The sequence below is a fragment of the Vibrio amylolyticus genome (genome assembly GCF_023145695.1).
GTDB lineage: Bacteria > Pseudomonadota > Gammaproteobacteria > Enterobacterales > Vibrionaceae > Vibrio > Vibrio amylolyticus.
Genome location: NZ_JAJHVV010000007.1, coordinates 206,106 through 221,892 on the forward strand (window position 1 = coordinate 206,106; position 15,787 = coordinate 221,892).

At 42.4% G+C, this 15,787-nt stretch carries 14 protein-coding genes and 1 riboswitch; of the genes, 4 read left to right on the top strand and 10 right to left on the bottom strand.

From position 1 onward, the window contains the following. The first annotated feature begins 105 nt into the window (after positions 1-105). Positions 106-1,815: a sensor domain-containing diguanylate cyclase gene (locus KP803_RS12750; RefSeq protein ID WP_248009216.1), complete on the top strand. Its 1,710-nt coding sequence runs from the start codon at positions 106-108 to the stop codon at positions 1,813-1,815. 85 nt (positions 1,816-1,900) lie between these two features. Here the strand turns inward: KP803_RS12750 and KP803_RS12755 are convergent, their stop codons facing one another. Together KP803_RS12755 and KP803_RS12760 are read right to left on the bottom strand one after the other, a co-directional pair. Then, complete coding sequence (locus tag KP803_RS12755; RefSeq protein ID WP_248009217.1) at positions 1,901-2,689, bottom strand: PilZ domain-containing protein; 789 nt, start codon at positions 2,687-2,689, stop codon at positions 1,901-1,903. Positions 2,690-2,829: 140 nt separating this feature from the next. Continuing rightward, the gene (locus KP803_RS12760) at positions 2,830-3,573 is read right to left on the bottom strand and encodes an SDR family oxidoreductase (RefSeq protein WP_248009218.1); all 744 of its coding nucleotides are present in this window, start codon (positions 3,571-3,573) and stop codon (positions 2,830-2,832) included. Between the two features lie 197 nt (positions 3,574-3,770). Here KP803_RS12760 and KP803_RS12765 point away from each other — a divergent pair, with 197 nt between their 5' ends. Further along, positions 3,771-4,658 (top strand): LysR family transcriptional regulator, encoded by an 888-nt coding sequence (locus KP803_RS12765; protein ID WP_248009334.1) that lies wholly within the window; start codon positions 3,771-3,773, stop codon positions 4,656-4,658. Positions 4,659-4,772: 114 nt separating this feature from the next. Here the strand turns inward: KP803_RS12765 and ribB are convergent, their stop codons facing one another. From ribB to KP803_RS12795, 6 genes are all read right to left on the bottom strand, one after another. Further along, a complete protein-coding gene (gene ribB / locus KP803_RS12770; protein WP_248009219.1) occupies positions 4,773-5,429 on the bottom strand; it encodes a 3,4-dihydroxy-2-butanone-4-phosphate synthase in 657 nt (218 codons plus the stop codon). 110 nt (positions 5,430-5,539) lie between these two features. Continuing rightward, positions 5,540-5,693: riboswitch (FMN riboswitch) on the bottom strand. A gap of 102 nt (positions 5,694-5,795) precedes the next feature. After that, positions 5,796-7,220 (bottom strand): coniferyl aldehyde dehydrogenase, encoded by a 1,425-nt coding sequence (locus KP803_RS12775; RefSeq protein WP_248009220.1) that lies wholly within the window; start codon positions 7,218-7,220, stop codon positions 5,796-5,798. Positions 7,221-7,286: 66 nt separating this feature from the next. Further along, positions 7,287-7,865 (bottom strand): DUF4136 domain-containing protein, encoded by a 579-nt coding sequence (locus KP803_RS12780; RefSeq protein ID WP_248009221.1) that lies wholly within the window; start codon positions 7,863-7,865, stop codon positions 7,287-7,289. A gap of 148 nt (positions 7,866-8,013) precedes the next feature. After that, entirely contained in the window at positions 8,014-8,592 is a 579-nt protein-coding gene (locus KP803_RS12785) for a hypothetical protein (protein ID WP_248009335.1), read from the bottom strand. Positions 8,593-8,783: 191 nt separating this feature from the next. After that, entirely contained in the window at positions 8,784-9,266 is a 483-nt protein-coding gene (locus KP803_RS12790; protein WP_248009222.1) for a CYTH domain-containing protein, read from the bottom strand. An 84-nt stretch (positions 9,267-9,350) separates the two neighbouring features. Beyond that, positions 9,351-10,508 carry a DUF481 domain-containing protein gene (locus KP803_RS12795; RefSeq protein WP_248009223.1) on the bottom strand — a complete coding sequence of 386 codons (1,158 nt, stop codon included), beginning with the start codon at positions 10,506-10,508 and terminating at the stop codon, positions 9,351-9,353. A 252-nt stretch (positions 10,509-10,760) separates the two neighbouring features. Between KP803_RS12795 and opgC the strand changes: the two genes are divergently transcribed. Then, on the top strand, positions 10,761-11,876 hold the full coding sequence (opgC, locus tag KP803_RS12800; RefSeq protein WP_248009224.1) for an OpgC domain-containing protein: 1,116 nt from the start codon (positions 10,761-10,763) through the stop codon (positions 11,874-11,876). Then, positions 11,873-12,325 (top strand): DUF2141 domain-containing protein, encoded by a 453-nt coding sequence (locus KP803_RS12805; RefSeq protein WP_248009225.1) that lies wholly within the window; start codon positions 11,873-11,875, stop codon positions 12,323-12,325. The genes opgC and KP803_RS12805 overlap by 4 nt, the downstream gene beginning before the upstream one ends. A gap of 33 nt (positions 12,326-12,358) precedes the next feature. Here the strand turns inward: KP803_RS12805 and KP803_RS12810 are convergent, their stop codons facing one another. Together KP803_RS12810 and KP803_RS12815 are read right to left on the bottom strand one after the other, a co-directional pair. Then, a complete protein-coding gene (locus KP803_RS12810; protein WP_248009226.1) occupies positions 12,359-13,696 on the bottom strand; it encodes a helix-turn-helix transcriptional regulator in 1,338 nt (445 codons plus the stop codon). Positions 13,697-13,815: 119 nt separating this feature from the next. Then, positions 13,816-15,588, bottom strand: coding sequence for an SgrR family transcriptional regulator (locus KP803_RS12815; protein WP_248009227.1), 1,773 nt, complete (start codon positions 15,586-15,588; stop codon positions 13,816-13,818). Between the last annotated feature and the right edge of the window lie 199 nt (positions 15,589-15,787).

Here is a 15,787-nt window from a genome sequence, read left to right on the forward strand (position 1 = left end):
GACGCCATAAAAATATAATTATTACAGTAGTTGGCTCAATAAATGGCTTTACCCAAACTGATTATACGCACGCTACGGCCGTGTATATTCCTATTGGCAATAGGAATGATCTATCTAGCTTATCAACAACTTAATGCATCTGAAGAAAAAGCTTATCTACAATCAAAAGCAAATATCCACACTGCCTCATTACTTATTTCTTCACACGTAGAAGCAGCTGCAAGCAAACTGTATCTTCTGCATGATGCACGCAGTAATTCTTCATTTAAAGCACTGGCGTCTAATATTCTCAATAGTACACTCTACTACTCTGATATTTTGCTCGTAGACTCTTACGCTCAGCAATTCACCTCTATCGGTCACTCTGAACCAGACGCAAAAACATTAAAGCAATTGACGTGGCGACCTATTTCAGGGTTATCTGCCGAGTTTTCTATATCCTCTGTCTACCAAACCTCAAACAATCGATGGGTGTTTGCTACACGCTACAAACCAAATATTCGAGAAGAGCTATGGATTGAGTTCGATCTTCAGTACGGATCTAGCCTATTAAGAGGTATGCGTACCTTAGAAAACGGGTACTTATTCGTGGTCGATAAAACTACGGGGCGCTTGCTCTTTCATCCCGAGCCAAAAAGAATTGGAACAGCTTCTATAAGCTACAATTCAGGTATAAAAAATCTCATTGATTCAGGTAGTGAGTACGGCACTTTTGAATACTATTATAAGGGCCAAAACAAGATCTCCGCCTTTGATGCGAGTAACGGAATCAATATGGTCGTTATCTCCGGCACCGATAGAGCAGATATCGTCGCGACGTCACGTCAATTTATTTTAACTGCGATCATTCTCGTTTCACTACTCGCCATCATCGTTTCTGTTAATTATCTGATCATTCAGCTTAATATTGCACTTTCAAATTTAAATACGAAACAAAGCATCGCCGATTATAAACATCAGTTACGCTCAATATTGGATCGTTTTTGTCATCATAAAGGGGTGCAGTTTTGTCTGCATAATCAAGATACAGGACAATTCTCTACCATTGATTTTCATGGTAATGAGCAAGTTATATATACAAATAAAGATCTTTCAGCCACTTATACGCCAAAGTCAGATGGTATTTACTATTTTGGCAAGCGCAACGGTGATGCCTTAGCACAAAAGCTTCATATCACGTCACGCCACTATACGATTCCGTTATTTAATGTTCACGGTTTAATCGCAATCATCTACATGCCGATGTTTTTCCCGACACATCGCAGCTTATTACAGATGATACGTAATGGGTCTGAAACAGCGTTAAATAACTTGTTGCTGAATCAAAAGATACAAAGTAAAGATGTGATGACCAATCTCGATAACAAACTCACTATCCGAGATCACATTGATGATTACTTAAAAGAAGAGCATGTCTATCTCGCCCTTATTGACATCGATAAATTTCGATTGATTAATGATACGCACGGACACGTGGCTGGCGACAACATTATCGCCCACACAGCAAAACTAATGCAAACTTGCTTTCCTTTACCTAAAGCCATCAGTCTGGCTCGATTTAGCGGAGAAGAGTTCGGGATACTTTTCAAAGCAAATGATGAAAATCATGCTTATGATCTGTGTGAAATGTTACGTCATCAAGTTGAAAAAGCATCGCTTAAAACAAAGCAAGATTCGATAAAATATACGGTAAGCATTGGAATAACCTCAGTCAACGAAAGTCAGCACTCTTCCATCGGCCGTGCAGATAAAGCACTTTATCAAGCCAAGGGGTTAGGACGAAACCAAGTGGTTCTTAATACATTCCAAGAGTAGGTTTTTCAACGCTCAATAGGTATTAAAGAATAAAAAACGCAGGCCATTGAATATGTCCTGCGTTTTTTATTATTACGGCGAACTTTCAAAGAAGAAATTGATGCCTCGCATGATCAAATGATAGCTTTTCAAGGAGCTCATTCGCCACGTCTTTACTTCCATCATCAAACTGAATACCGTAGGTCCAATATTGGCTCGAAAGCTTTTTATTTTTAACAATGCCGCTCACCAATGCACTTTTATCAGGGCAATCTCCATCAAGTATTTTCACTTCAACGATATTCCCTAATTTATAGTTATTGGTGTCTCTATCCGTCACCACTTGGCATCCTGTATTAGAAATATCCCTAATATGGCAAAGATACTTATGTCCTTCAGGATCAAGTAACCCATCTAAGGCAATTTCCAGTCGAGCCTCAGAGCGTAATCCCGTCGCTAACTGAGTTGCTTTCGGTAGGGAAATAAGAACTAAGCACTCTGGACCTGCATCCACCACATACTCAATCTTACTCTTAAAGTAGATTCTTGCGCCCTCTCCTTTCTGAGAGATCGCACACGCTTTTATGGCGTATCCACGTTGAAAGAAAACGGTAAACTCTTGTGGGCTGACATCAGGCTTTTCTAGAAGAAGTAAATTGTTTGGGTGAATACCAATAAATTTAGAACGGCACTTCAGTACCTTTCCTGTTGGTGTTGAGATCACAAAAGCAATGTCACTGAGAGGGCTTACTTGACGAAAGGCGTCTTCACCATAAACAATGCTAGTCTCTGTGCTTGTCGCCTCTTCTTTATGTTGCTCTGCGTCAGAAGAAAGCTCGATCGCTTTTTTTTTCTCATTTTTAACTTGTGCTTCATCTTCTATTTTATTCGTCATATCAAAAGCCTATTTTGTCTAGCCGATAACTATTTAGGTATAAGATAGGAATAGGGTTTCATCAAGGTTGAACAAATCCATTTGTTCATAAAATCATATAACGCTATTTCAAATTCATTACTTATAACGTACTGATCAAACTATGGTTGTTGCTTTGTTGGGGCCAAAGCGATTTCACGAATACACACGCCTTGTGGTTGCTGATATGCAAACACCACAGCTCGGGCTATATCAGCCGCGGCCAAAACGCCACCCATAGACTCTTTCCAAGAGTCATAGCCCTCTTTAATCTCTGTAGAAGTAGTATGTGAAAGCAACTCTGTTTCAACGGCTCCTGGTGCAATTGTAGTGACACGAACGTTCGACGAGGCGACTTCTTCGCGTACATTTTCAGAAATAGCATGTACCGCGAACTTAGTACCGCAATACGCAGCATGGTCTGGGAACGTCTTTTTACCCGCGATTGAGCTAATGTTGATAATTGTACCGCTGTTACGAGCCTTCATTGGTGCTAGCACCGTTTGCATGCCGTTTAGTAGCCCCAGAACGTTCACATCAAACATGCTTTTCCATTCAGACGCATCTTGAGTATCAATCTGGCCTAATAGCATAGTGCCTGCGTTGTTCACCAAGCAGTCTGCTGGGCCGAATTCTTTCTCAGCTTTCGCAATAGCCGCTTCAAAGCTCGCTTTATCAGTCACATCTACTTGTTCACATAGAGTATTAGGAAGATTCATTGCTTCTAAACGCTCTACACGACGTGCCAGTAATAAAAGAGGATGGCCCTGGTCGCTAAAATGACGAGCGATGGCTGCACCAATACCTGAGCTTGCACCAGTAATAACGATTAGGTTTTTAGTTTGTTGTGTTGTATTCGTGTTCATCTTTTTTCCTATTTATTCGGACAGGCCATTTTTAAAAAATCTAAGAAGAGTTCGAAGCGCTCTCCCTAAGCAGTGACGCCATATTAAGTGAGACAGCATTGTTGATATATAGCCCTATAGTTAAAACACTGTTGTCATACAGCAACAATAAGCAGACAATGGTTCAAGGACTGCAAAATGGAAACGAAACAATGAGTATGGTTAATGACATAAATCTAGCAGACGTTCGATCGTTTGTTTTGATTGCACAGCTTGGCAACTTCACCAAGGCAGCCGAAACACTCGATGTCTCTCGTTCACACGTTTCTCGACAAGTTAGTAATCTAGAAAAACAGATTGGTGCGACATTACTCATACGTACTACCCGAACGCTCAATCTCACGAGCGCTGGCGAACGTTTCTATCAGCAGTGTCAACAAGCACTAGTACAAATAGACCAAGCACTTCTTGGCGTGTCTGATGACATTGACGTTATACAAGGTGAAATACGAGTGAACTGCGTGGGTGGCTATCTAGGAGAGGAGATGGTGGCGCAGTATGCGAGTGAATTTATGCAACTCTACCCTGATGTCACCATCAATTTGGATTTTAGTAGTCACCGTATTGATCTTATCAGTGACGACTTTGATGTAGCCTTTCGTATGGGAACGATAGACGATGCGGGGTTTGTTGCGCGTAAGCTGCTCGATGTTGAAATGGGCACCTTTGCTAGCCCGAATTATCTCGAAAAATATGGCGTTCCCGATAGCCCTAAGTCACTTAATCAGCACCGCTGTTTAACGGGTTCAGTTCGAAAATGGACCTTTTACAACTCAGCTAACCACGAGGCCGAAGTGTCGCTTAAAGGGCATTTACAGTGTAAAAATGGACGAGTGCTAATGCAGAGCGCAGTTAGTGGTAACGGCATTATTCGAGTGCCTAGGCTTTACTGTTTAGCTGAATTAGAACAAGAGAAATTAGTCGATGTATTTGAAGGTTGGAATATTCCTAGTGTCGACTTTTCTATTTTGTACCATCAAGACAGATATAGACCAAAACGTTTGCAGGCGTTCATTCAGTTTATGGTAGAGCGTTTTTCTAACTAATTACCTATCTCGATGCCTAAAGAAAAATAAATAGAAAAGAAAACGCCCTAGCTCAACTCTTCGTTAAGCTAGGGCGTATTATTCGTATTCAGCGAAACTAAATCGCTTTTGGCATTAAGCGAGCTTTAAATCATGCTCAGTGCGGTACATCACCATATCTTCAATCGTCAGGATTGGCATATTGTGCTTACGACTAAACTCAACCAGCTCAGGCGTTTTCGCCATAGTCCCATCTTCGTTCTGAACTTCACACAGTACACCTGCAGGCTGAAGACCAGCCATCTGCATTAGGTCGACTGTACCTTCTGTGTGGCCACGACGAGTCAATACACCACCTGCACGTGCGCGCAGTGGGAAAACGTGACCCGGACGAGCTAAATCGTCAGGCTTCGCGTTTGGATTAGCCGCTGTTTTAATCGTTGTAACGCGGTCTTGTGCAGAAACACCTGTTGTCACGCCAACTTTCGCTTCAATCGACACGGTAAATGCCGTCTGATTCGCACTGTTGTTGTTTACAACCATAGGTGGCAGTTCAAGTTTCGTTGCTTGTGCATCCGTTAGGCATAAGCAAACAATGCCGCTGCATTCGCGGATCATCAGTGCCATTTGAGCATTCGTAAGGTGCTCGACTGAATAGATAATATCACCTTCGTTTTCACGATCTTCGTCATCAAGCAAGATGACACCTTGGCCTTTTCTTAAAGCCTCGAGAGCGTTTTCAACACGTGTGATTGGGTTGCCAAATTCGGCAAGAACTGAAGACTGATTCATGGTTAAACTCCTAAATATCACCAGAATCAGGGCTGTATGAGGGATAAAAATCCAAAACGAAATGCGTCAGTAGGCATCACCAATCAAGTTAGTGTTGCCTACTGACGTGTTTTCATTCTCTCTCATCCGGACTTTAACCGTCGGCTCTGGGTTTGCACCAGATCTGCTGACCTCGACGTATCGAGCGCTCGCGGGCTGATCTTATCAATATAAAAAATAAGAATTACCGCCGGTGGGGAATTTCGCCCCGCCCTGAGAATAAAAAATAAATGTATGTGCTTTTTTGCCTAGGCTATTTAGCCATAAACTCAAGCGTGGCTATGTTAGCGTGTTATTTCGCTTAAAACTACAATGCCTTGCACGAAACTAGCGGATAAACAGCTTACCAATCACCTTTTGCGCAATATTTCGCCACTTCAGCATCATTCGGCCACGAGTTAGCCAACTTGGCGTTATTAATACGGTTTTTTGATTCGAAAACGCTTTAAAGCCTTCAATGCCATGATAACGCCCCATACCTGAATCACCACTGCCGCCAAAAGGCGCGTCATCGAGTGCGACATGCAGTAACGTATCGTTAATGCAAACGCCGCCACTGTGCGTGTTCTGCAGAACATGAGTTCGTAACTCTTTATCATCGCTCATTAAGTACAAGGCCAGCGGTCTTGGTCGCTCATTGATAAAAGTGGTCACTTCATCCATAGATTCATAGCCGATCACGGGAAGTAACGGGCCAAAGATCTCTTCTTGCATCACCAGCATATCGTCCGTCAGTTCAGTCAGAATATGAGGCAACATTTGATGTTCAATAAGCTTGTCACAATCTATCGTTTCAACGTTAGCGCCTTTCTCTTTGGCATCTTCTAAATAGCGTTGTAAGCGAGAGTGTTGACCTGAATTAATGATACTGGTGAGATTTCTTTGACCTTTTTTAACGGGAAATAACGATTCAAATCGTTTGAGATAAAGCGCGCCAAATTTAGCAACTTTGTCTTTCGGCACAAAGACATAATCAGGCGCAACACAGATCTGACCGCTATTGATCGATTTGCCCAACATCATCGCATCAATCGCTTTCTTAAGATCAGCGTCTTGACCAACAATCACGGGGGATTTCCCACCAAGCTCTAATGTAACCGGAGTCAGGTTTTTCGCCGCGGCTTGCGCAACTTTTCGGCCAACGGCTGTCGAGCCTGTAAACACTAAGTGATCAAAAGCCAAAGAACTAAAATGAGCAGAGAGAGAAACACCGCCCTCAATCGAATAGATATGCTCACTTAAACAAGAGAACACTCGGTTGAGTACTTCATTGGTATGCGGTGTCGCTTCACTCAGTTTAACCATTACACGGTTACCTGCGGCAATCGCCGTGACGATAGGTGCAAGGCTTAATACGATAGGGAAATTCCAAGGAACCATGACGCCAACCACGCCAACAGGCTGGTATTGAATTTGAGCTTTAGAAGGGGCAAGCAATAAGCCAGCAGAGCGTGCATCTGGCTGCATCCACTTTTTAAGTTTTTTTAGCGTGTAATCAATATGATTGACCGTGGGCATAAGATCGCAGATCGTGCTGTCAAAGGTTGAACGAAATCCGTAATCTTGATTCAACGCCTCCACAAGATTTGATTTATTCGCCAATAACTCAGCTTTAAGCTTTCCAAGCAGTTCTACACGTTCATCATAACTTGGGTAAGGCGATTGCTTATATTTCTGTTGGACTTGTTCAAAAGTGACAACGAGCTCTTGTTCCGCTGCGAGTTGCTCTTCATTACCACACACTAATTCCATACACTTACCCTCTAAATCAACGTTAATAAGCGTTATATAATCTAATTGAACAGCGTTCAAGTTATATTAATTATTCGACACAGGAATAGAAGACATCATTCGTTTTACTAAGTCAGAGGCGAGGGCTTGACGTGTTGCTTCATCAACGCCTTCTTTCATCGGCCTTTGTGCCAGTGCTTTCCATATCGGCTGTTCAACATCAGCTTGTTCGATTAAATTTGAAGGGAAAGCCGCGAGATATAACGAGCCTTTTTCTACCGCGTCTCCATCACTGTCTACGGTGATAATTCCCGTTGAAAGTAACGTTTTCGCAAAAATATCTGAATCGGTAATTTCCGATTGCTGAGCAAGCGCAACCACCAATAAGACGTCGGCCTGGAGTGGTTGCGAGACTAAACGATACCCTCTTTCAAGCATCTGCTGCTCCACCAAAGAGTGATAAAGTTGAGACGATTTTTGCCCCAGCTCTTTGTCCTTCACTAACACGGTTCCTGAACGTTCATGCCAGGCAAAAGTGGAAACGGATTCAAACTGCTGGCTATCCCCACTGACCACCACACCAAAATCCATCGGCCTTTGAGGTTCAACAGAGGTCGAGCATCCAGCAAGTAAGAGTACCGATACTAACGCGAATTTTTTTATCATCTATTAATCCCTGTCTTTTTATCTCACCGTCTACTGTGACCAATTTAACGCACGACAACAAGCGTGAGACAAGTGTAATGAGAGCTCCGCATCGATGCTAATAATCAGTGCGAATAATAGGTGCGAGTAATAACCGAAGAAATTTATATCAGCGGTGTTGGTTAAGTTGCTTTGAGATTGCTTGTTGTTTATCAGTGCAAGCTTCTACCGCTTTTGCTGTCACTTGAAGTGCTTGAGCCATTTGAGAAACATGGGTAGTCGCTGATAACACCGTTGACTGCAGTGGTCGTAATAAGAACCAATAGATACAACCGATTATCGCGAGCAACGCCAATACAACCAACGAGATGATCAGTATCAGTTTAAACTTCACATCATCTAAAAATAGCTGCGTCTTTTCTCCAACCACTTGTTTTGACTGAGACAAAGCGATAGGCAGCTTTTCAAGCGATTGAGTTGAAACATCAATCAATTGGTTGACGTTATTCATGGTTAACTCAATGTTTTTTTGTTGCTCAGGAGTAAGGTCAGGGCTTTCAGCAATCGCATTCAATGAATCGGCTAAGGAGTTTAATGATTGACTCGTACCATCAATAGACGCTTCAATGCCTTGCAGATCAAGACTGACGTTAACTTGAATAAACGAATTTGGGTCTTGCTCTTGTGGCGAGGAAGCAAAGGATGTGGGGATCACGAATATCAAGCCTAACCAAATAAGTTTCAACATAGCCACTACTTTCATCCTTGTGCTCTAATACCAATTTTTACTCTTAAGCTATAACCGTAGACTGAAACAGCCCTACATTCCAATTTACAATCAATAAGATACCTGACATTTTTATCATCACCTTATATAAAAAAGCCCTCTAAGTGGTTGGTCACTTAGAGGGCATATAAAAACGGTAAACGCGGCGCCTATTAATCGGTTTCAAGCGACCATTTACTGTAAGGGTGTTTCATTAGCATAGAGTTGTAATAGCGGGTTTGCCCCGTCACTTCTTCCGCTAACCAAGAAGGCTTTTTAAAGGCTTCACTTTCAGAAGATAGCTCAACTTCTGCTACCATTAACCCTTGGTTTTCACCATAAAACTCATCCACTTCATAAGTGTGTTCACCGCATGGAACAAGATAGCGAGTTTTATCAATCACACCGGGTTCGCATATTTTTAAGAGAGATTGAGCCTCTGCGACCGAGATCTCTCTTTCCCATTCAAAACGGCTCGCACCGGATTCATTACCAATGCCTTTTACCGTCATAAAACCTTTCTCACCCTTCACTCGAACACGTACAGTACGCTCTGGAACTGAACATAAATAACCTTGGGTAATACGCATCTCTTTTATAGCATCAGCTTTAAAATCATTACTGTTAATCAAAAATTTTCGTTCTATCTCTAACATGGTTAAACCCTAACTCGCTAACGGCTTGTTGATCATACCAATAACTCGCTTAATTGCTTGCTAGTAATCGAGAGAATCTTATGATCAAAAATCGAATGTCAGACCAAAATTGAGCTTATAGTCGTTTTTATCCGGTGTATTCCCTTCAGAATCGACTTTTGGGTTTGAGTTGTGATCCCAAATAAATTTGACGGTAAAATCGAGATCATCCACCAACTCCATATCAACACTAACATGGTTACTGTGACGAACCCCACCCGAGGCATTACTCGCCCAGTTCAAATCGTAGCCATGGCTAACATCGATATCTTTAGTCAGTTCGTACTCTAAATCAGAAGAGAAAACGAGTGTCGGGCTCTGTTCAGAAGAACTTTCCCCTTCAGGCACGGTATAAAATTGAGTGTATTGAAAACCCGGACCAAGTGAGACGTCCCACTCTAAGTCTGACTGAGTGATAATAAAGTAACCAAGCTGCATTGAGGCATTGATTCGATAATCAATGTTTTGAAATTTGTCACTGTTGACAGTTGCTTTGATTGGACGAAAGAAGATCCGATTACTCAGATAAATATCGTAAGAGCCATCAAACTGGTGATTTTGAGCGGTTTTTTCACCAGAAGATTGCGTCACATTACCAATGTATTTAAGCAGGGTACGTGAGTAGACGGTCTGTCTCTTACCACTCACCTCGCCTGAAATAGAAAGCTCGTCGGTATTCCCTTTACTCAAGTTCGCCCCTAGAAATAGATCAGTTTCCCAACGTTCAATTTCTGACTCAACACGGCTATATATAGAAACAACTAGGCTAACTGGATAAACATGTATACCCTCGTTTTGAATCGTGAGCTTATCACCGACGATCGTTAATCGGCCTTCATGTGTCTCACCGTTAACAAGGCGAACTCGAAATATGTCAGAGGTTTGCAGTACTGCAATATCTTCAACATCAATTTCAACATCGCCAAGTTCATCACTATCAAACTCAATAACCAGTTCATAGGAGTTTTGATCCTCTTGAACCGTGCCAATTAAACGGCCTAGCAACACTTCCCCAGAGGTGAGTTGTATCCAGCCTTGATCTTTTTCAATTGTAACCGTTGGCTGAGTTGGGGCGACAGGGGTAGATATCTCATTCCCTTCAGGCAGGTTCGTTGAAACGCGTTTATCTTCCGCAATAACTGGGGCGCAAAGCAATATACTGAGTAATGGATAGTGAAATGAATATTTTTGCTGTTTTTTCATCAATTAAACCTAGCGATAAACCTTTTCTAATTCGACCAAATCACCCTTCCATGTCGTACGTTCAAAAAGTACACAATCCCAACTCATACTGGCACATTAGCTAGGTGCTCCGACAGAAGAGTGTAAAAAGTGTGACAAGAGATCCGCTAGGTTGATGAAACCACACAGTAAGTCAGTTTTATTTTATTCAGATAATTAGCCTAAAAATAGGAAAAGAGAAACCGGCTTAACACACTCATCACGGAGGACTCTATGAAAAGGAACCATGCCATTGACTCAATTCGAGGCTTATTATTGATTTTCATGGCAATCAATCACTTTATTTGGATAACAGGCGGGCGATCCGCAATACAGCTTTTCACGTTGCAGCCTTTAGGCCAAGTGGGTGCCGCAGAGGGGTTTGTCTTCATATCTGGATTAATGGTTGGGCTTATTTATTGTCGCCCTGCCGCCACGAACGTGACAAGCAAACTCATTCAACGAGCTAAACAGCTTTATGGCTACCATATTGGGGCTTTAATATTAATCATCGTGGTTGCAATCTCAATCTCGACCTTATGGCCTGTCTATCCCGCTTTCTTTCAAACAATGTTCCCTTTCCTGTTTAGGCAACCAGAGCTTGCGACTCCCCTTACCCTTCTTCTCATCCACAAGCCCGCCTATTTCGACATATTACCGATGTACATCGTTTTTATGTTGTGTGCGCCTATTGCCCTGCACCTACTGAATAGAGGGAAGATTCTCTGGGTTATCGCTATCAGTACCATTATCTGGCTAAGCAGTTCTTGGGTCGATCTATCAACTCAAATAGCCCAAGTAGCGCCAATTACACCGATTAACACTGGGTATTTTAATTGGCTTGCGTGGCAGCTCCCTTTCATGATTGGGCTATCTATTGGCTACTGCCATCATCACCTGTCCATTAATTGGTTTAAATACCGACTGATTCTGCTCCTTGCTGTGGTCGCTGCTGTCTTTATTTTTCTGGCTCATCACAATGTGTTTGTTCAGCAGTTTGGTCTCCACCAAGGAACACTTTATACGCTAGGGAATAAACCCACTCTTGGTTGGCTCAGGGTATTCAACCTAGCACTGCTCATCTATCTGTTGAACTACCTTATTATGCATCACCCAAGGCTTCTCACATTCCGTCCGCTCGCCATGCTTGGTCGTCACTCTCTGCAGGTATTTAGCTGGCACTATGTCGTGATCTTTACTCTGGCGCCATTTGCCTTCAAATACGCTTCCACAGGCCCTGCGTACAACCTGATGTTAGCTATGATCGTTGGGCTGCTATTTATCCCCTCTTTCATTATTGAAAAAAAGAAAACCGTTAACGATTCACCTTTAACAGGAATGACCAAGTGAAATATTTACTATTGCCAATGATTAGCTTTGCATTAATGGGCTGCGAAGAGCCACCACACCAACTACAGACTCAAGATAATTTAAAACTAGCGGATAGCGCTAAGCTTCATGCGTTAACGCTAAACCTGACCAACACCACCGAAGAAGGGGGAGTACTTCGTATTGAGTTAAAACGCTCAAATGACCAACTATTAGAAGAGAGAAGCATCGACATGAACGAGTTTACTGGCTCTATCGTGTTCAGCGATATTTTAGAGGGCTACTATTCCATTCAGGTGTATCAAGATATAGATGCAAACCAACAACTCAATATGGATGGTCCCATTCCTCAAGAGCCGATTGGATTTTCAAATAACCCAATACTTCAAGGGCCACCAACGTTTGCAGTGACAGGGTTTGAGATCACGTCTGATCTGACTCAAGAAGTACAATTAATCGATTATCGATAACCGTTTTCGATAGCCGTTTTAGATAACATTGATCTACCGCTTTTTAGCTGGGATCAAGAGTTCCATTTTCCACTCTTGATCCTCGTTTTCCGAATCCATTGAGATCAATGATGTAATCCACTCATAGCCTCTCACTAGATAGAATGGTGAATCCGCTAAATAGTGGTAATACAACATCTCAAGATCATCCCCAATGGCCTTCAACGTGCCTTCCAATTTACACTGCAAATAGCTGGCACTCTCCACGTCGTCTCCGGTTTCTGAAAACTCAAAATAGGCACTGTCATAATCATGATGGGGAGAGAATATACCGTCTTCATTCTGGCCGATGAGTATCGCCCCTTTTCCATCATTCACAAGGCCCACTTTGGACATATAATGCGCCACAATATCACTCAGCCTCTGCTCTTTGAGGATGTTATGTGAGCCAGTTTGATGATGGTCAAACTGACCAACGAGAGTAGGTAACTGAACGAGCCGATTCGATAAATAACGGATACTTTTAGGTAAAACATTATCTTGTTGAGTGATTAACTCAATAGAACACATTAATGATTCATCCTGTTGCTGCTGCCATATTATTGGCAGTACTTTGGCTGAGAGATGGTGGTTAGGCATGAAGACTAAATGAAGGTAATGAAAGAAAGACGCAACGTACGACACGTCTGGTAACTCGAATTGCCACAGTTTTCTAGCAGGTAAGGAAACACAGGTTAGTATGCGATCACTTCCTTCATTATTACCGTCGCATGCAGCAACCATCTGAAACAGGCCTGATAGATAAGAGCAATTGTTACGGTACTCTAATGTGTAATAACGCCTACCTTGATGCTGCCAGTCTTGCGTTGCTCGCTCAAATTCAGACCAAAGCTTCCTCAGCGGAGGCATAAACTTCCCTTCGTTGATTGATATAGATGGAAATACCTCGGACACCCCCTGAACTTCAACCTTGTCAAAATGGCAAAGTGATGGCCGGTTTTTCTCGAGATGCTGTACAAACTCTAAATAGTTTAATGTGATTGGCGAGACAACAAGAAATTGAGCAAAGTGTGGGGAATATTTCAGGTGCTTAGGAGAGACAAGAAACTGCTTTTTGAAGGCGCGATAAAACGCCTCATGGCTATCAAAACCAAAATCGAGAGCGATATCAATCAAACGCCGATGACTATCTGCGATCTCCTTTGCCGCCAATGAAAGCAAACGAGCACGATAGTAATGCCCTACCGACATTCCTGTATAACGTTTAAATTCATGCTGCAGGTGCCACTTACTGACATTCAATGATAGAGAAAGCGCTTCAATCTCAAGCTTATTTGGGATCATCAACTCAATGGCGTCGACAATACGCAAAATAAAGGTAAATTGTCTCATGCCCTTAGGCTGCCTGATAATTTAAGTAACTTCAAAGACGCCCGTTCATTTTACGACAGCACTCAAAAGATAGTCATTACATCAGAATAACAAACCGCTACTTGCTCGTACCGCAATCTCTAACTCGCTGACCAGACATTTCGTATATCGGGCCACCCCCAGTTGGTGAGTTCAACGTCTTTCAATACGCCGTGGAAACGAAGTGTCTGACGGTGATGAAAAAGCGGAGTGAGATAGAACTCAGAAATCAATGTCGAGGCTATCGGTTCGAGATCATTAAGATAATCACAAAGCTCAGTGCTACTGCGTAATGTGGTCAGTGACTCTGTTAACCATTGACTTGCCATTGTGCCTATTGAATTGTGCAAAATAGGGTTATTAAACAAGCTATCAAACGCAGAAGCATGACGATTATCATCCAAATTGATATTCGTAATAATTAGCTCTTCTGTTAACGATCCATTGGCTGAACGCTCTGATAGTTCACGATATGAGTAAGTGTTTACTTCTACCTTAACACCCAGTTCTTGTAAGATGGATTGAATACTATAAACACAACTCATTAAAGCGGCATAATCGTAAACCGCTATAGAAAGGGAAGCAGGCAGCGTCGATTCCACACGAAACGGGCGCAGCATTGTTTGCCACATTGGTAGTAAATTCCCAGCAACCTCACACCCAAATAGGCTTTTTTGTTCACGCATTCTTTTGTAGACATTCTGTGCCGATAAAACACTAGAAAGATAGCGGCGCTGCTGTTCACCAAGTAACGTGGATGTGTTTTGGTTAAACAATGCAAACATACAGCCATCTTCAATGCGGCTGTATTTTATACCTTGCTCGGTATTATCATCAGCCTCACTGCTTTCATCACTCACGCTGTAAGCGACGTAATGGTTACACTCTTTTTCATTGTTCGACGCTAGTTGGTTAGTTTCAATCAGACTCAGGTCTTTTTTCACTTCATTCAGCCGCCATATGGTGACGCGATCGGTCAGCGCTCGACAAGCATAATATCGTTCGAATGCTTGCAAACGTAACTTCTCAGACGAGTGTTCAACCACTTCAAAAGGCCCACTTCCAATCACGGCATAATCCGAAGTGCCACCAACCTGACTAACCGGCTGTATCGAATAACGCACGCCAGAGATAAGCCCAGCAAAGCCTTTATCTGGCTCAGACAGAGTAAATAAGATCTTCAACGGCTGTTCAGATGACACATCAGAAAGATGGGAGAGCTCAGTTTGATATTCAGGTAGCGTTAACAGTTTCTTATAGAGCTTAACGATGGCGGCAGCATCAATAGGGCTGCCATCATGAAAGGTTAGCCCTGGGCGTAAATAAAACGTCCATTGATAGTGCTCGGGATCATACTCCCAATGGTGAGCCAGTTGAGGTTCAACCAAACCATCTCTATCACTCGTCACCAAACAACAATATAGCTGACGTAGAAGATAGCGTTCACTGCTGCGCTGCAGTTGATGTGGAACCAAACGTTCAAATGACCGTTTATAGGTTAGCTGAAGATGTAACTGCCCTTCATGCATAGAGACACCAGAAGTGCTCTGCAATAGGCGTCCAAACTCTTTCTTATCGTCATCAAGTATCGCAAGCGCCTTTTCATATTTACCTGAAACGATCCTTTCTGTGGCGAGCTGCTTTTTTAGTTCAATAAGCTCTAGATTAAGAACCAGAGTGGAGCGTTGATTGCGGCCTACTTTGGGTGCCCATGTCAGCCATTCAAGTTCATGCATTTGATTCAATAGATTTCTAGCATGACGCACACTGGTAAAGAGCACTTCAGAAACATCTACCAGTGCCGTCTTTATCTCACTTCCCACCCCTAAAGGCACTAAACGAGTGTAATAGCGCAGTAAATTTAAATCGGACACAGGCAAAGCCTTAACAGTTAGATTGATACTTCTATACTAGCGAAAATTAGACGTATAAATGCAGAAAATATTCCTTCAAACCCTTCCTTATTTATCGTTAATTTAGCTTATTAACCCCACTTACAAGACATTAACTCAAAAATAAGGAACAGAAGATTAAAATTAACTCTGTTTTTCGCTTCCTCCTTTGTTGGCAAAC